The 16,683-nt window shown below is 64.5% G+C and carries 15 protein-coding genes and 1 pseudogene; 12 read left to right on the forward strand and 4 right to left on the reverse strand.

Features of this window, described 5'->3' with window-relative positions; genetic code table 11:
• Positions 1-304 precede the first annotated feature (304 nt).
• From GA0061098_RS20075 to GA0061098_RS20085, 3 genes are all read left to right on the forward strand, one after another.
• Positions 305-1,078, forward strand: coding sequence for a ferredoxin--NADP reductase (locus GA0061098_RS20075; protein ID WP_091959787.1), 774 nt, complete (start codon positions 305-307; stop codon positions 1,076-1,078).
• A 415-nt stretch (positions 1,079-1,493) separates the two neighbouring features.
• A complete protein-coding gene (locus GA0061098_RS20080) occupies positions 1,494-3,206 on the forward strand; it encodes an FMN-binding glutamate synthase family protein (RefSeq protein ID WP_208610664.1) in 1,713 nt (570 codons plus the stop codon).
• Positions 3,207-3,309: 103 nt separating this feature from the next.
• Positions 3,310-3,549 (forward strand): PilZ domain-containing protein, encoded by a 240-nt coding sequence (locus GA0061098_RS20085; RefSeq protein ID WP_091959791.1) that lies wholly within the window; start codon positions 3,310-3,312, stop codon positions 3,547-3,549.
• A gap of 31 nt (positions 3,550-3,580) precedes the next feature.
• On the opposite strand, the gene GA0061098_RS20090 is transcribed toward GA0061098_RS20085, so the two are convergent.
• Entirely contained in the window at positions 3,581-4,876 is a 1,296-nt protein-coding gene (locus GA0061098_RS20090) for a hemolysin family protein (RefSeq protein WP_091959795.1), read from the reverse strand.
• A gap of 243 nt (positions 4,877-5,119) precedes the next feature.
• Here GA0061098_RS20090 and GA0061098_RS20095 point away from each other — a divergent pair, with 243 nt between their 5' ends.
• The 3 genes and pseudogenes from GA0061098_RS20095 to GA0061098_RS46190 all read left to right on the forward strand — a co-directional run bounded on the left by GA0061098_RS20095 (position 5,120) and on the right by GA0061098_RS46190 (position 8,031).
• Complete coding sequence (locus GA0061098_RS20095; RefSeq protein ID WP_091959799.1) at positions 5,120-7,195, forward strand: methyl-accepting chemotaxis protein; 2,076 nt, start codon at positions 5,120-5,122, stop codon at positions 7,193-7,195.
• Positions 7,196-7,312: 117 nt separating this feature from the next.
• Positions 7,313-7,717, forward strand: a pseudogene (locus GA0061098_RS46185) (TSUP family transporter); the annotation flags it as partial.
• Positions 7,718-7,839: 122 nt separating this feature from the next.
• Positions 7,840-8,031 (forward strand): hypothetical protein, encoded by a 192-nt coding sequence (locus GA0061098_RS46190; RefSeq protein ID WP_245323444.1) that lies wholly within the window; start codon positions 7,840-7,842, stop codon positions 8,029-8,031.
• Between the two features lie 7 nt (positions 8,032-8,038).
• Here the strand turns inward: GA0061098_RS46190 and GA0061098_RS20105 are convergent, their stop codons facing one another.
• From GA0061098_RS20105 to GA0061098_RS20115, 3 genes are all read right to left on the reverse strand, one after another.
• Positions 8,039-10,009, reverse strand: a complete 1,971-nt coding sequence (locus tag GA0061098_RS20105) for a carbohydrate porin (protein WP_091959802.1) — start codon at positions 10,007-10,009, stop codon at positions 8,039-8,041.
• Between the two features lie 394 nt (positions 10,010-10,403).
• Positions 10,404-10,667 (reverse strand): hypothetical protein, encoded by a 264-nt coding sequence (locus GA0061098_RS20110; RefSeq protein WP_165637486.1) that lies wholly within the window; start codon positions 10,665-10,667, stop codon positions 10,404-10,406.
• A gap of 140 nt (positions 10,668-10,807) precedes the next feature.
• Positions 10,808-11,614: a creatininase family protein gene (locus GA0061098_RS20115; protein WP_091959809.1), complete on the reverse strand. Its 807-nt coding sequence runs from the start codon at positions 11,612-11,614 to the stop codon at positions 10,808-10,810.
• 207 nt (positions 11,615-11,821) lie between these two features.
• On the opposite strand from GA0061098_RS20115, the gene GA0061098_RS20120 reads away from it, so the two are divergent.
• The 6 genes from GA0061098_RS20120 to GA0061098_RS20145 all read left to right on the forward strand — a co-directional run bounded on the left by GA0061098_RS20120 (position 11,822) and on the right by GA0061098_RS20145 (position 16,601).
• Positions 11,822-12,802 (forward strand): ABC transporter substrate-binding protein, encoded by a 981-nt coding sequence (locus GA0061098_RS20120; RefSeq protein WP_245323446.1) that lies wholly within the window; start codon positions 11,822-11,824, stop codon positions 12,800-12,802.
• A 10-nt stretch (positions 12,803-12,812) separates the two neighbouring features.
• Positions 12,813-13,628, forward strand: a complete 816-nt coding sequence (locus GA0061098_RS20125) for an ABC transporter ATP-binding protein (RefSeq protein WP_091959818.1) — start codon at positions 12,813-12,815, stop codon at positions 13,626-13,628.
• Positions 13,625-14,443 carry an ABC transporter permease gene (locus GA0061098_RS20130; RefSeq protein ID WP_091959822.1) on the forward strand — a complete coding sequence of 273 codons (819 nt, stop codon included), beginning with the start codon at positions 13,625-13,627 and terminating at the stop codon, positions 14,441-14,443. Before GA0061098_RS20125 ends, GA0061098_RS20130 begins: the two co-directional genes overlap by 4 nt.
• A complete protein-coding gene (locus GA0061098_RS20135; protein ID WP_091959825.1) occupies positions 14,443-15,432 on the forward strand; it encodes a 2-hydroxyacid dehydrogenase in 990 nt (329 codons plus the stop codon). Before GA0061098_RS20130 ends, GA0061098_RS20135 begins: the two co-directional genes overlap by 1 nt.
• Positions 15,432-16,124 carry an AprI/Inh family metalloprotease inhibitor gene (locus GA0061098_RS20140; protein ID WP_091959830.1) on the forward strand — a complete coding sequence of 231 codons (693 nt, stop codon included), beginning with the start codon at positions 15,432-15,434 and terminating at the stop codon, positions 16,122-16,124. The genes GA0061098_RS20135 and GA0061098_RS20140 overlap by 1 nt, the downstream gene beginning before the upstream one ends.
• 102 nt (positions 16,125-16,226) lie before the next feature.
• Entirely contained in the window at positions 16,227-16,601 is a 375-nt protein-coding gene (locus GA0061098_RS20145; protein WP_091959833.1) for a hypothetical protein, read from the forward strand.
• Positions 16,602-16,683 lie beyond the last annotated feature (82 nt).

Raw genomic sequence — 16,683 nt, forward strand, 5'->3', positions numbered from 1 at the left:
CAGAGCTATTCTTAATGAAATTCTCGCGAGCGCGATGGAAATTAAGTGCTGCATTCGAACGCTGCAGGGAAAAGAAATTGCCCGCGGCGCGCGCCCGGCAGCAGATTCATTAACAATATGGCCAATTCCGCCGCAAATGCCGGTTTGACCGGCATCAATTGCATCCGGAACGAGGTTGATTATTGGTCTCAATGGCGTAGATCACACACGCGAAATCCTCCGCCATGGCAATGGTGTCCGCCCCGTTTCAGGGCCGGGCAACCCTTTTGCCCTAAAACCGCAATTATTCGGAATATCGAAAATCATGAGCGCGTTTTACCGAGAGAAGGTTCTTTCCGTCCAGCACTGGACTGACACGCTGTTCAGCTTCCGCGCCACGCGCGATACCGGCTTCCGCTTCCAGAACGGCCAGTTCGCGATGATCGGCCTTGAGATCGACGGCCGTCCGCTGCTGCGCGCCTACAGCATGGCGAGCGCCAACCACGAGGAAGAGCTCGAGTTCTTCTCGATCAAGGTTCAGGACGGCCCGCTGACCTCGCGTCTGCAGAAGATCAAGGAAGGCGACACCATCCTGGTCGGCCGCAAGGCGACCGGCACGCTGATCACCGATAACCTCCTTCCCGGCAAGCGGCTGATGCTGCTCTCGACCGGAACGGGCCTCGCGCCGTTCGCGAGCCTGATCAAGGACCCCGAGGTATACGACCAGTTCGAGTCCATCGTGCTGGTGCACGGCTGCCGTCAGGTCTCCGAGCTCGCCTATGGCGAGAAGCTGGTTGCTTCCTTGCGCGAAGACGAGCTGTTCGGCGAGCTGCTCGCGGACAAGCTGATCTACTACCCGACCGTGACCCGCGAGCCGTTCAGGAACCGCGGCCGTATCACCGACCTCATCAACTCCGAGCAGATATTCAACGATATCGGGCAATCGCCCCTCGACATCGCCACCGACCGCATCATGATGTGCGGCAGCCCGGGGATGCTCGAAGAGCTGAAGGTGATGTTCGAAGGCCGCGACTTCATCGAAGGAAGCGGCAACAAGCCCGGCCATTTCGTCATCGAGAAGGCATTCGTCGAGCGCTGATTGCCGTTGTCCCGCTAGCGTGGGACGGCTTCGCCTCACGCTCACTCGTCGTCCCGGACAAGCGCGCCACAAGCGCGCGCCGATCCGGGACCCATAGCCACAGGCCGTGGTTATGCGAAGATTCGGAGTGGACAGCTTTCTCTCGCCACGACATCCTGTGGTTATGGATCCCGGGTCTGCGCTTACGCTTGCCCGGGACGACAGCTGAGCTTGGGGAATCCAGTGTGACCCCACGCCCGGCCATTAAGGGCCCAGCGTCCGCCGCTTCCCGCCACCACCCATTCTGCTGCACTGCAAAACCCGCCCATCGGGCTGATTGATTTATCTCGGCCGAATTCGCTAGCCTGAAACAAGGGCCGCGTCATATCCGTATGACAGGCAAGGGCGTATCGTACCGCCTCATGCTGGCGAGAGGATGGGAATCGTGGCCGACAACACCAAGACGCAGGACTCCTCCCAACACTCATCCCACAAACGCCTGCCGCTGGCGGAGGAGGGGATCATGGAGACCCTGCTGCTGCCATTCTCGCCGCGCTTCATCGTGCTGACGATCTGCGCAGTCGTCACCGCGCTCCTGATCGGTATCGGTATCGCCGACCGCAAGATCTTCGACGTCCTGCTGCTGCCGATCCTGATCTTCGGCGCGCTGACGCTGCTCGGCGTCCGCGATCTCCTGCAGAAGAGCCACGCGGTGCTGCGCAACTATCCGATTTCGGCGCATATCCGCTTCCTGCTCGAAGAGATACGCCCGGAGATGCGGCAGTATTTCTTCGAGAGCGAGAAGGACGGCATGCCGTTCTCGCGCGACACCCGCGCGGTGGTCTATCAGCGCGCCAAGATGGAGCTCGACAAGCGTCCGTTCGGCACCCAGGAGGACGTCTACCGCCAGGGCTACGAGTGGATGCATCACTCGGTGTCGCCGAAGGCGCATGCGGCGGAGAAATTCCGCATCAGCATCGGCGGGCCTGACTGCAAGAAGCCCTATTCGGCCTCGGTGTTCAACATTTCCGCGATGAGCTTTGGCGCGCTCAGCCCCAACGCAGTGCGCGCGCTCAATGCCGGCGCCAGGAAGGGCGGCTTCGCGCACGACACCGGCGAGGGCGGCGTCAGCCCCTACCACCGCGAGATGGGCGGCGACATCATCTGGGAGATCGGCTCCGGCTATTTCGGCTGCCGTCATCTCGACGGCAGCTTCGATCCCGAAGCGTTCGCGCGCGTCGCCTGCGACGACCAGATCAAATTGGTCGAGCTCAAGGTCAGCCAGGGCGCCAAGCCCGGCCACGGCGGCGTGCTGCCGGCGGCAAAGGTCTCGGAGGAGATCTCCAAGATCCGCGGCGTCGCGATCGGCGAGGACTGCATCTCGCCGGCTTCGCATCGCGCCTTCTCCACCCCGGCCGGCATGATGCAGTTCATCGCCGAGATGCGCCGCCTGTCGGGCGGCAAGCCGGCCGGCTTCAAGCTGTGCATCGGCCATCCCTGGGAGTTCCTGGCGATCTGCAAGGCGATGCTTCAGACCGGTATCTATCCTGATTTCATCGTCGTCGACGGCAACGAAGGCGGCACCGGTGCGGCGCCGCTGGAATTCATGGATCATCTGGGCATGCCGATGCGCGAGGGCGTCAATTTCGTCCACAACGCGCTGATCGGCATCAATGCGCGCGACCGCATCAAGATCGGTGCGTCCGGCAAGATCGCCACCGCCTTCGACATGGCGCGCGCGATGGCGATCGGCGCCGACTATTGTAATTCGGCGCGCGGCTTCATGTTCTCGCTCGGCTGCATCCAGTCGCTGAGCTGCCACACCGACCGCTGCCCGACCGGGGTGGCGACGCAGGACCCGACGCGCGCGCGTGCGCTTTACGTGCCGCTCAAGATCGACCGCGTGCACAATTATCACCACGCGACGCTGCATTCGCTGACCGAGCTGATCGCCGCGGCAGGCCTCGAGCATCCGCAGCAGTTGCGCCCGATTCACTTCACCCAGCGCACCTCGACCACCGACGTGAGATCCTTTGCGCAGCTCTATCCGGCGCTGCGTCCTGGCGAGCTGCTCGAGGGCACCGAAGACCCACGCTTCCGCGACGCCTGGCGGATGGCGCAGGCGGAAACGTTCCAGCCGGCGCTGTAAGGCATCGCTTGGCCCGTGGCGAGACCTGCCCGGCCCGCGCACATTCGCCGCGAGCGGAGCTGGCATTTAGGATTTTGTTCAACTTTGGGTGTAAATTGTACCCATGGACGAACGGCGCGACAAGGCGAGACATCGCGTGCTGAAGGCCGGAACGATCGAGTTCGGCGGCGGCGCGATCGACTGCATCGTCCGCAACCTGTCCGACACCGGCGCCGCGCTCGACGTCACCAGCCCGGTCGGCATCCCCGATCATTTCACCCTGTTCGTCCAGGCCGACGGAAAGCATCTCGCCTGCACCGTGATCTGGCGCAAGGAGAAGCGGATCGGCGTGAGGTTCGGGTGAGGGTGAGGGCGAGTTGGCGCTATCGCTCAATTCACCCCGTCTCGACCTCACTCAACCGGCTCGCCAGGATCTTGTCGATCCGACGCCCGTCGAGATCGACCACCTCGATGTGCCAGCCGCCGAAGTCGAAGGCATCGCCGGTGTCGGGCAGCACGTTGAACTGTTGCAGCACCAGGCCCGCCACCGTGTTGTAGCGGTGCGGCGGCAATTCGACGCCGAGCAATTCGCCGAATTCGTCCACCGGCATCCAGCCCGAGATCAGCAGTGAATCGTCGGCGCGCCTGACAAAGGCGGGCTCCGGCGGTCCGGCCTCCGAATGGAAGGCGCCGACGATCGATTCGAGGATGTCGGCGGCCGTCACCATGCCTTCGAAGCCGCCATATTCGTCGTAGACGAAACCGACGTGGACCGGCGCAGCTTTCAGGATGGTCAGCACGTCGCGCGCGTCTGCCGACGCCGGGATGCCGGGCGCCTCGCGCACCAGCGCGCGCAGGTCCGGCGTGCGTTCGTTCATATAGGCGATCAGCAGGTCCTTGGCCTGGAGCACGCCGATCGGCTTGTCGCGGTCGCCGTCGGAGACGGGAAAGCGCGAATGCGGGCTCTTGGCGATGATTTCCCGGATGACCGCCGGATCGTCGTTGAGGTCGATCTCGTCGACTTCCGTGCGCGGCGTCATCACCGCACCGACCGGCCGGTCGCCGAGCCGCATCACGCCCGCGATCATCTCCTTCTCACCGGGCTCGAGCACGCCCGCGCTCTCGGCCTCGCTGACGAGGTGGTGGATCTCGTCCTCCGAGACCTTCTCCTCGGCCTTGCCGCCGCGGCCGAGCAGCGTGAGGATCAGCCTGCCCGAGAGATCGAGCAGAAAGACCAGCGGCAGCGAGACCTTCGCAAGCACGTGCATCGCGGGCGCGACCCTGACCGCGATGCTTTCGGGGTCGCGCAGCGCCACCTGTTTCGGCACCAGCTCACCGACGATCAGGGTGGCGTAGGTGATCAGCGTCACGACGATGCCGACGCCGACGATGTCGGCAATTCCCGCGGATAGACCGAGCTCGAGGAGCCATTGCGTCAGCCGCTGTCCGAGCGTCGCGCCGGAGAACGCGCCGGAGAGCACGCCGACCAGCGTGATGCCGATCTGCACCGTCGAGAGGAACTTGCCGGGATTGGCTGCCAGCGTCAGCGCCCGCTCGGCGCCGCGCACGCCCTTGGCGGCGAGCATCGACAACCGGGCCGGGCGGGACGAGACCACGGCCAGCTCTGACATGGACAAGAGGCCGTTGATGACGATCAGGACGACGACGATGACGAGTTCGACCGAGAGCATTGACGTTCCGAGGTAAGGGGGTGTGGCCGAATAGGACGGCACACGCCTTGATATAGGTATTCGGCGAAGAAATGCCGGCAATTTTGCCGCATTTGGGCGCCCCGAGGGAACCGTGTGGGCGCTGGCTTCGACACGCTTGCGCGAGCTCCCGTGGAACTACGGGGCTGCCGTTGCTTAACGGGCTCTTAGTGGCCGGCCGGCTAGGTTTTCGACATTGCAGAAATGTATTCGGGGGACCCAGGGATGCGGATCGGGAAGCTTTTCGCGCTGTCGATGCTGACGGTGACGGTATTTGCAGTCATCCTCGGCGCCGAGGTGCTGATACCCCAGACGCGCATCTTCACGAACCGCTCCGACGCGATCAAGACTGTCGATGCCTTTGGTGCGACCCTGATGGTCAGCCAGCACGTCGCCGGGCTTCGCGCCCCCTATATCGGTCCGATCTTCCAGGAAGCGGCGGCGACGCCAGCCCAGATCGAAGCGGCCGGGAAGGCCGCGAAAGCCGCCGAGGCCGGCTTCGAGGCTGCAAGGCGCGCCATCCTGATGCTGGATGACGGCGGAGCGATTGTCGAGAATCTCGACCGTGCCGCTCGGCGGCTGAAGGAGGTCACCGCGGCGGCAGATCGCGCGATGAGCGTCCCCCTGGCGGCGCGCGATGGTGCTGTGATCAAGGGCTTTCTACCCGGTGTCGCCGAGGTCATCGGCAACATCGAACCGGTCATGAACCGGCTCGAAGCGAAAGTCATCAACGCCGATTCCTCGCTCGCGGCGCTGTTGAGCCTGGCGCGGACGGCCCAGGACCTGCGTGTCGCGGCCGGCAGCCGAGCCGCCACGCTGTCCCCGGCGCTGTCCGCGAGCCGCCCGCTCACGGCGACCGAATTGTCGCTGATGGATCGCATGCAGGGCCGCGTGGAGGCCGACCGCGAGCGCATCGAGGCAGGCATCGACCAACTCGGAAATCCCTCCCGCATCGCGACCGCGCTGAAGGCGGCAACGGAATCGTATTTTGGAAAAGCTGCGGCTGCCGTCGACAAGGAGATTCCCGCAGCCCGGAGTGACGGCAAGTACAGCAGCAACGCCGACGAACTGGCGAAGGTCATCGTGCCGGCCATCCAGATGTTCTACGGCGTGCGCGATGCCGCATTGGCCGAAGCTTCCGAGCGTGCCTCGGCCTCGCGCGATGGCGCACTGGCGATGCTCGCGCTCGCAGGCGTGGTGGTGCTGGCGCTGCTCGGGACTCTCGGTGGCGTGACCATGATGCTGCGCAGGCGCGTGGTGACGCCGCTCAGCCGGCTCGCGGACGTGATCGCAACGCTCGCTGCCGGACAGCACGACGTCGAGATTCCCGCGACGGGCCGCAATGACGAGATCGGCCAGGTGGCGGGCTCGCTGCAGCACTTCAAGGATTCACTGCTCGCCAAGAAGGCCGCCGACGAGGCGGCCGCGGTCGAGGCCGACGCGAAGCTGCGGCGCAGCCAGCGTATGGACCAGATCGCGCGCGATTTCGAAGCCATGATTGGCGACGTGATCAACACGGTGTCGTCGGCTTCCTCGGAGCTGGAAGTGTCCGCGGGAACGCTGACAAGCACGGCCGATCAATCGGAAAAGGTCACCGCGACCGTCGCGGCCGCTTCCGAACAGGCCTCCACCAACGTGCAGACCGTTGCCGCGGCGGCCGAGGAGATGGCCTCGTCGGTCGACGAGATCAGCCGGCAGGTGCAGGATTCCGCGCGCATCGCCGGCGAAGCGGTCCAGCAGGCGGGCCGGACCAACGATTATGTCGGCGAGCTCGCCAAGGCCGCGGGGCGGATCGGCGACGTCGTCGAGCTCATCAGCCAGATCGCAGGCCAGACCAATCTTCTGGCTCTCAACGCCACCATCGAGGCGGCGCGTGCCGGCGAGGCCGGCCGCGGCTTTGCGGTGGTCGCCTCCGAGGTCAAGGCGCTGGCCGAGCAGACCGCCAAGGCCACCGGCGAGATCAGCCAGCAGATCACGGGAATCCAGACCGCGACAGAGGACTCCGTCGGCGCCATCAGGTCGATCAGTGACACCATCTCCCGCATGTCCGAGATTGCATCCGCAATCGCCGCGGCGGTGGAGGAGCAGGGCGCAGCGACGCGGGAGATTTCCCGCAACGTGCAGCAGGCGGCCCGCGGCACCCAGCAGGTCTCCGCCAGCATCGTCGACGTGCAGCGCGGCGCGAGCCAGACCGGATCGGCCTCCTCCAACGTTCTCGCCTCCGCCAGATCGCTGTCCGGCGAGAGCAGCCGTCTCAAGGTCGAGGTCGGCAAGTTCCTGGACGCGATCCGCGCGGCGTAAGAAGTTGATTGTGGAAACACCTCGCTTCCCCTAGGTTTCTCATGCCGGGGGCGTCGCAGCTTCCCCGTGAAGTGGTGATCCCACGCAAGCGCTGCTCGCTGATTCATGGAGCGAGCAATGGACGGGATCGCAATCGAGCTTCCGCTTTTCCTGTTGGCCACCTTTGCCGGCGCGTTCGTCGCCGGCCTCTCCGGCTTTGCCTTCGGCCTGGTGGCGGCGTCGCTGTGGCTCTACGTGCTGACGCCGCTTCAGAGCGCGAGCCTCATCGTCGGCTTCGGCCTTCTGGTGCAGGGTTACTCGGTCTGGAAGCTGCGCGCGGCACTCGACTGGCGTCGGCTGTGGCCGTTCATGGCCGGCGCCGTCTTTGGCGTGCCGGCCGGCGTGTCGCTTCTGACCTGGGCGGACCCGAGGAGCGTCCGCATCGCGGTCGGAGCGATCCTGATCGGCTACAGCCTTTATGCGTTGCTCCGGCCGCAGCTCAAGGTCGCGACCAATGTGCCGCCGGCCACCGATATAACGATCGGTTTCGTCAACGGCCTGCTCGGCGGGCTGACCGGGCTTGCCGGCATCATCATCACCAGCGCGGCCTACCCAAGGACATCCAACGCGCGACGTTCCAGCCGGTCGCGGTCGCGGTGTTCGCCGTGGCGGCGCTGCTGCTGGGCGCCAAGGGAGCGCTCACGTTTGAGACGGCAAAGCTGTTCGCGCTCGGCCTGCCGTTCCTGTTTGGCGGCACGTGGCTCGGGCTCAAGCTGTTCGGCCGGATCGACGAGACCACGTTCCGCAGGATCGTGCTCGCGCTGCTGCTCGTCTCAGGCATCGCGCTACTGTTCTGAGCCCCGCTTAGAACTCCCCGTGCAGCCGCCCGGAAATGACCGACACCGGTCCGCGATCGGCGTTGTAGGCGGGGTTGACGATGAGCTGGTAGTCGGCGGTGAGGGTGAGATTCTTGTTCAGCGCATAGGCGTAATAGGTTTCGAGGATGCGCTCCTTGCGGTAGTTGAGCGCACCGTCGCCGACCAGCACGCCGAGGCCGCCGGCGGCGAGGAAGTCCCGGTAGTCGTGCGAAATCGCGTTGATCGCGCCGCCGACGCCGATCACGTCGTCAGGCCGGCCCCATTTCGTGCCCTTGATCGAAAGACCAGCCGACAGGCTGCGGTTGATGTCGGTGAAGGCGAGCGTTTCGCTCTTGCCGTCGTTCCAGCTCCAGCGGCCGAACAGTCCGACATCCTCGGTGATCGCCTGCTCGAGGTTGACGACATAGCCGACCTTGATGCGGCCGCGCCGGGTCTGCGCAATGTCGAGATTGAGCGCGGGATTGTTCAACGTCTCGCGGAAGCTTCCCATGTTGGCGCTGTCGAGCCAGCCCATGGTCCTGAGCTTGCCGGGTTGGCCGAACAACGAGAAGCGTGTCTCGAGCTCGAACACGTACTGGCCGCGCTCTCCGACCTTGGTGTCGAAATGATTTGAGTTGGGCTCTGCGACCATCAGGAAATAGCCGCCGCGCAGCGCCCATTGCTTCTGATTGAGCTCGGCGGTGACGCCGTAGGTAAGGCCGACCTTGTCGGCGGAATAGTCGAAGGCGCCGGGGGCCCAGATCGACCAGTTCATGAAATCCCTGCGGGTGTCCTTGGCGTAGGCATTGCCGTCGAACACGTCGACGACTGCGAACTTGCCGGCCTGCACCGTGAGACGGGACACGTCGACCTTTTGTCCCAGCTGCAGCTGCCCGCTCGCAAGCTCCTCTTGCTCGCCGCCGAAGCCGAAGGTCTGGCGCACGAACAGGCGCGAAGTGTTGTAATGCGGATAGGGGAAGTTCGACTTCTGCGCTTCGCCGTTCGGGAAGCCGGCCGCACCGACCGTGTCGTTCAGGCCAAATCCCTGGAGCAGCTCGGGATTGTAATAGACCTCGCCGCCGTCCCACAGCCGCGCGTTCAGGAACAGGCTGTTGCTCCAGGTCGCCTTGGCCTGCGCCGATGGCGAGAGAGAGTTCGTTCCGCTGTAGAGCGCGGGGAACGACGGATAGCCTTGCGGGAGATAGGTGCTCTGGCCGTGAATCTCCCAGCGATCCGATTCGGTGTCGATGAGCGAGCTCTTCGGGTTGTAGCTCGGCATGCCCGGCCAATCGACCTTGCGGTTGAGGCCGAGCCTGACCTGCTGGAAGTCGAGCGACGAAGAGCTGTATTGGGCCCCCGTGGAGAAGGCGACATTGGCGCCGTCGAAGCGGCTGTAGAGATATTCGAGCCGTGCGCTCCAATGCGGCGCGAAGCCGTATTCGACGCCGGCACCCGCGATCCAGCCGGGCCGCGTGTTCAGGATTTTCGGGACTTCGGCGCCGGAGGCCGGCGTGTCGAAATAGCGCTCGCCCATCCAGGCAAAGCCGCCGGTGGCGTAGACGAGCCACGGACCGCTGGTGTAGCCGACGCGGCCGCGCAGGCTGGCGGTGTAGTCCCATTGCTGCGTGACAGTGTTGGCGGGTGTCGTCAGGAAGGAGACGATCGAATTCGAGGTGATGTAGTTGGGGAACGTGAAATCGCCTTCGACGCCGACCAGCCAGCCGGAGTTGAGGCGGTAATTGTAGCCGGCCTGCACGCCGCCGATCATGCCGCTGAAGACGCCGCTGTCGTTGATCCCTGTGCCGTCGTTCAGCGCGAACTGCGACGAGCCGCGGCCATAGCCGGCATGCGCGCCGATATAGAGGCCGGTCCAGTCATAGACCGCTCTCAGCGCCGGCGCCTTCAGCGGCAGATCGGCCGCGCGGCCCGCGGCGGGAAAAGCCAGCACACCCGAGGCAATCGCCGCGGCCGTCCGCAAGTACCTGTAACGGTGATTTCTCAACGTCAAAACGCACGCCCCCAAAACGCGAATGTGTCCCACCCGCCGCGATATCCCTGCCGATTCGCGGCGGCCCTGTCATCAGGTCTTGGTTGCTCGCGTCATCGAGATGATCTCGATTCGACGCGATTTCGTCCCAAGTTCCTGAGCTTGTCGCGAACCTTATTGCGATTAATTCGCAATAGCAACTGGTGAAGATTGGCGCACGGGATGGTTCGCACCGCTGTGTGACGGGACGGCAACAAATTCCCGGCCCAAAAAGAATGACCCCGCCCGGGGGGACAGCCGGGCGGGGTCGGGGGCACGACACGGGGTGGATGAGGCGCCCGTGTCGGACGCAGGATCCACGTAAGATCGGCCTCAGATACTCAGATCAGTAGCAGCTACGAACGCGGCCAACGTACTGGCCGAAAGCGTTGTACTGGGCGACCCAGCCGCAGCGGTGATAGCCGTAGTAATAGGGATCGTTGTTGGCGGCGATCGCGGAGCCGACGACGGCGGCGGTGGCGATGCCGGCACCGACACTCCAGACCCAACCGGGCTGCTTGGCTTCGGCCGAGGAGGTGGTGGACACGATGCTGCCGGTGACGGCGAGGGTCGCGAGAGCGAGAGCTGCAATCTTGGTCTTGATCGACATGTGAAACTCCATCCGGGGTTGAGGCGGTCCGTTGTGGCCCGCGTGCCCAGTTTGACGGAGGCTCCCCGCGTCCCGTTCGAATGCGGCAAATCCGCTCCCGGAGCGAGGAGTTTTCGTGAATGATTCCAAGAGGATGCTGGTTAGCCGAGAGGCCCCTTGGCGAGCCTGTTCACGTCGAAGTTATCGACCTCGCTCAGGAGCTCGCAAAAAGCACGGGCGCCTTGATCGATGAGCTGCTCGCCCTTGGCCGCCACGGCCAATGTCGCATTGCCGACGGCGCCGCTGGCGTTGAGATCCTGCGCCTGCCAGGCGAACGGCGCGGGCCGCTGCGTCGACAGCCAGCGATACTGCTGCTCTATCGCGATGCTGCTTGCGGGAAAATCCGCGATGGCATGCTTACGCACCTGATCGGGATAGCGCGCCAGCATGATCGAGGTCTCGACCGCGCCGCCATGAATGCCGTGGCGCACCTCGTCGGCCGGGAACAATGTGTCGGCGCCTGATAGCCGCGACCATGACGTCGTCACCACGAACAGTTTTTGATGCGCGCGCAGATCCTGCGCCACCAGCATCATGGCCGCGCTGTTGCCACCATGACTGGTGATGATGACGAGCTTCTTCACGCCGCGCCACGCGACCTCCTCGCCGATCCCGGTCCATCGCTTCAGCGCGGTTTCAGTCGGCAGCGTCTGCGTGCCCGGATAGTCGATATGCTCGGTGGAAATCCCGACCGGTTCGACGGGAAGAAAACTGGCCGAAACGTTGTCGGGCAGAAGCTCGCGCACGCGCGTAAGGTACGCGTCCGCGATCAGCACGTCGGTGGTGAGCGGCAGATGCGGGCCGTGCTGCTCGGTCGCCGCCAGCGGCAGCACCGCGATCCATCGCGACGTCTCCGCGGGGGGCGCATCGGCCCAGCGGATTTCGGTCCAGTCGCGGGATGGCATCATTGAGTTTTCTTTGGAGGTTTCATTGCCCGAATTTGTCACGTAATTTGGGTTATCAGGGGACGCGGGCCCGGCCGGCTCGTGTCCCCTGACGTCATGCGGTTTTATCGCGTTGGCCTGCCACGAGCTAGACGCGATTATGCTGGAAGCGATCGACGGAGTGCCATTATGACCCCCTCTCATCTGCGGCGAGCGTTCATTGCGGGCCTGATGGCTGCTTTCGTCTGCAGCGCCGAGGCGCATGCCGAGACGCTCGACAAGGTCACCTTCGGCACCAACTGGGTCGCCGAGGCCGAGCACGGCGGCTTCTTCCAGGCGGTCGCTGACGGCACCTACAAGAAATACGGCCTCGACGTCACCATCGTTCCCGGCGGTCCGAACGAGAACAACCGGATGCTGCTGATCGCCGGCAAGATCGATTTCTTCATGGCCGCGAACACGCTGATGTCGTTCGACGCGGTCGCCAACAACGTTCCCGTCGTGACCATCGCCGCGATCTTCCAGAAGGATCCGCAGGTGATGTTGACGCAGCCGGATGCCAAGGTCAGCAAGATCGAGGACCTCAAGCCGCTGATGCTGTTCGTCTCCAAGGAGGGCATGGGCAGCTATTTCCAGTGGCTGAAGTCCGAATACGGCTTCAACGAGAAGAACGTGCGGCCCTATAATTTCAATCCGCAACCCTTCATCGCCAATCCCAAGAGCGCGATGCAGGGCTACGTCACCTCCGAGCCGTTCGCGGTGGAGAAGGCCGCCGGCTTCAAGCCCAACGTGCTGCTGCTGGCCGATTACGGCTTCAACACCTATTCGACCCTGATCGAGACGCGCCGCGACGTGGTCGAGAAGAAGCCCGACCTGGTGCAGCGTTTCGTCGATGCCTCCATGATCGGCTGGTACAATTACATCTACCGCGACAATTCCGCGGGCAACGCCATGATCAAGAAGCTCAATCCGGAAATGACCGACGACCTGCTGGCCTATTCCGTCGCCAAGATGAAGGAGCATGGCATCGTCGATTCCGGCGACAGTTTGAAGAACGGCATCGGCGCGATGAGCGACGAGCGCTACACCTCCTTCTTCAACAAGATGGTCAAGGCCGGCGTCGTGAAGCCCGAACTCGACTTCCGCAAATCCTACACGCTGCGCTTCGTCAACAAGGGCGTCGGCGTCGAGCTGCGCCCGGGCAAGCCGTAGCGCAAGCTCGATGTCATCAGGCAAAACCTCGTCCGCGGCCGACGCCGGCCTGACGCATCTCGCCGTCAGCCTGCGCGGCGTGACGAAGACCTATGACAACGGCGTCATGGCGCTCGGCCCGTTCGACCTCACTGTCCGCAAGGGAGAGTTCATCTCGCTGCTGGGCCCGTCCGGTTGCGGCAAGTCGACGGTGCTGCGGTTGATCGCGGAGCTCAGCGCGCCGTCGTCAGGCATCGTGCGGGTGGCCCATCACGAGGGCGTGGTGCAGCCGGGTCACGGTATCGGCTTCGTGTTTCAGGAGCCGACCTTGATGCCCTGGACCAGCGTGCGCGAGAATGTGAGGCTGCCGCTCAAGCTCGCCGGCGTGCCGAAGGCGGAGGCGCGCGGGCGTGCCGACGCGGCGCTGGCCAGCGTCGGGCTCGCCGATTTCGCCGATGCCTTTCCGCGCGAGCTCTCTGGCGGCATGAAGATGCGGGTGTCGCTGGCGCGCGCGCTCGTCACCGATCCGGATATCCTTCTGATGGACGAGCCGTTCGCCGCGCTCGACGAGATCACGCGCTTCCGCCTCAACAATGATCTGCTCGCGCTGTGGCGCAGCCTCGGCAAGACCGTCATCTTCGTCACCCATTCGGTGTTCGAATCCGTCTATCTGTCGCAGCGCGTGGTGGTGATGACGGCACGGCCCGGCCGCATCCAGGCCGACATCCGCATCGAGACGGTCGAGCCGCGCAGCGAGACGTTTCGCACCTCCGCCGCCTATTCCGATTATTGCCGGAAGGTGTCGGCCGCGCTGGCCCCGTCTTATTCGGGGCAGTCGACGCTATGAGCGCGCAGGCGGCCGTCACCGCAAAACCGCGAGGCGCGCAACGAGCGATGCGCTTCGTGCTTCCCGTCATCGTGTTCGCGGCCGGCATCCTCGCCTGGGAACTCATGGTCCGCATCAAGGACATCCCGCCTTACGTGCTGCCGGCGCCTTCCGTCATCGTCCTGACGCTGATCAAGGACTGGGCGGTGCTGTCACAATCGCTTGCCACCACGCTGCTGACCACGCTCGAAGGTTTTGCCGCGGCCAGCATCGGCGGCATCGCGCTGGCGCTGTTGTTCAACCAGTCGAAATGGGTGGAATATTCGCTGTTCCCCTATGCCATCGTCCTCCAGGTCACCCCGGTGATCGCGATCGCGCCATTGCTGCTGATCTACCTGGAGCAGCAGACCGCAGTTGTCGTCTGCGCCTTCATTGTCGCCTTCTTCCCTGTGCTGTCCAACACCACGCTCGGGCTGAATTCGGTCGATCGCAACCTTGCCGGCCTGTTCCAGCTCTATGGCGCCTCAAAGCCGCAGACGCTGCGCTTTCTCAAGCTGCCCGCGGCGTTACCCTATATTCTCGGGGGCCTGCGCATCGCAGGCGGCCTGTCGCTGATCGGCGCGGTCGTGGCCGAGATTGCGGCCGGAACGGCCGGTGCGGGCTCCGGGCTCGCCTACAGGATCGCCGAGTCGGGCTATCGATTGAACATACCCCGCATGTTCGCAGCGCTGCTTTTGTTGTCGCTGGCCGGGATTGTCATCTATGGGGTGCTGGCGGTAGTTTCCCACCTCGTTTTACGGCGCTGGCATGAGAGCGCGCTTGGAAAGGAAAACTGATGGCTGCCGGTTCGATTTCGTCCGAAAAGATCGACCTTCTGATTTATGGGCCGGTGCGGCCGATCCTCGAGAACGGGTTTTCCGACCATTTCATCGTGCACAAGGCCGAGACGCACGGCGACCTCGAACGGCTGACGCCGGCGATCCGCGAGAAGATCCGCGGCGTGGCGGTGACCTATCACACCGTCCGTGCCGACAAGGGTTCGCTGTCGCAGCTGCCCAAGATCGAGATGGTGGCAAGCTTCGGCGTCGGCTACGACCACGTCGATGCCAAATACGCGGCCGAGCACGGCATCATCGTCACCAACACGCCCGACGTGCTGACCGAGGAGGTCGCCGACGTCGCGATGGGCCTGCTGATCTCAACCTTGCGCGAGTTCATCAAGGCCGACCGCTACGTGCGCTCCGGGCTCTGGCAGACGCAGAACTATCCGCTCAGTGTCGGCTCGCTGCGCGACCGCAAGGTCGGCATCGTCGGCATGGGCCGGATCGGCCAGGCCATCGCGCGCCGCCTCGATGCCTCGCTGGTGCCGGTGGTCTACCACTCGCGCAATCCGTCCAAGGACGTCTCCTACAAGCACTATCCCGATCTGATCGAGATGGCGAAGGCGGTGGATACGCTGATGGTGATCGTGCCCGGCGGCGCCTCGACCAACAAGATGATCAATGCCGAGGTGCTCAAGGCGCTCGGCCCGCGCGGCGTGCTGGTCAACGTCGCGCGCGGCTCGGTGGTCGACGAACCGGCTTTGGTCCAGGCGCTCAAGTCCGGCACCATCCTGGCCGCCGGCCTCGACGTGTTCGCGGCCGAGCCGACCGTGCCGGACGAGCTCAAGACCATGCAGAACGTCGTGCTGCTGCCGCATATCGGCTCGGCCTCGGTGGTGACGCGCAACGCGATGGATCAGCTCGTGGTCGACAACCTCAAGTCCTGGTTCTCAGGCAAGGCGCCGTTGACGCCGGTTGCCGAAACGCCGTTCAAGGGGCGCTGATGCGAAGTCTTCGGGTCGTTGCATTCGCCGTCGCGGCCTCCTTGGCCGCGATCGGCAGCGCGCATGCGCAGGATACGACGACCCTGAAGAAAGAGATGCTCGGGCAGTGGGAGCTATCGACCACCGAGCGCAGCAAGACCTGCGTCGTCACGATGAAGGGCGACGTCGCAGGACAGGGCTTCAAGCTCGAGCTGGAGCCGGCCTGCAAGGCGGCGCTGCCCTTCACCAAGGACATCGTCGCCTGGAGCGTCAGGGGCCTCGACATCGTCCGTCTGCAGGATGCGACCGGTGAAGCCGTGATCGACTTCACCGAGGTCGAGGCCGGCATCTTCGAAGGCCTGCGTCAGGGCGAGGGCGTCTACATCCTGCAGGATCTCGCCGCCGCACGCTCGATGGCCAAGTCGATGGACCAGATGATCGGCGACTGGGCGATGGTGCGCGGCAACGGCCAGCCGGTCTGCGGGCTGACGCTGACCAACACGGAAGCCGGCCAGGACAATTTCCAGGTCTTCCTCAAGCCGAAATGCGACGCGGCCATCGCGCAGTTCAACCCGACGCAATGGCGGCTGGAGCGCGGCCAGATCATCCTGATGTCGAAATCGGGCAACGTCTGGCAGTTCGAAGCCGACGACAACGCACAGTGGCGGCGCGTCCCCGATACCGCCGATCCCCTGATCATGCTGCGGCAATAGGCGGCCCGACATTCGTTGCCGCCGAATGGCGCCACGCGAAGGCGGAACCTGCAGACCGGGCATCTCGTTGACGGAAGAGGTGATTTCGTTGGGAGATCCGGCATGGCCAAGCGCGTCCTCGCGATCGGCATCGAACCCGGCAGTGCCGACTACAGCGCATTCCCGCAGCTCACGCCGGAGCTCGTGCGAACCTACATCGAGGCGCAGCTGTTGCGCCTGCGCGATCTCGGCTTCGAGGTCACGAGCTGCCTGATCGATCTCGACGTCACCGCGGAAGCCGGCGTCACGGCGGCGCTGCGCGACGAGCGCTTCGACTGCGTCGTGATCGGCGCCGGCCTGCGCGAGCCGAAGGAGCGCCTCGTGCTGTTCGAGAAGGTGCTCAACCTCGTCCATCGCCTGGCGCCGGACGCTGCGATCTGCTTCAACACCACGCCCGCCGATACCGTCGAGGCCGTGCAGCGCTGGGTCGAACCGTAAGCTTCGGCCCTGAGGCCCCGCGCTGGCTGCGACAATTGGTCTGGCCCGGCGCCGTCCCGAGCGCTATGACTGGCGGCGTCAA

Source organism: Bradyrhizobium shewense (assembly GCF_900094605.1).
Taxonomy (GTDB): domain Bacteria; phylum Pseudomonadota; class Alphaproteobacteria; order Rhizobiales; family Xanthobacteraceae; genus Bradyrhizobium; species Bradyrhizobium shewense.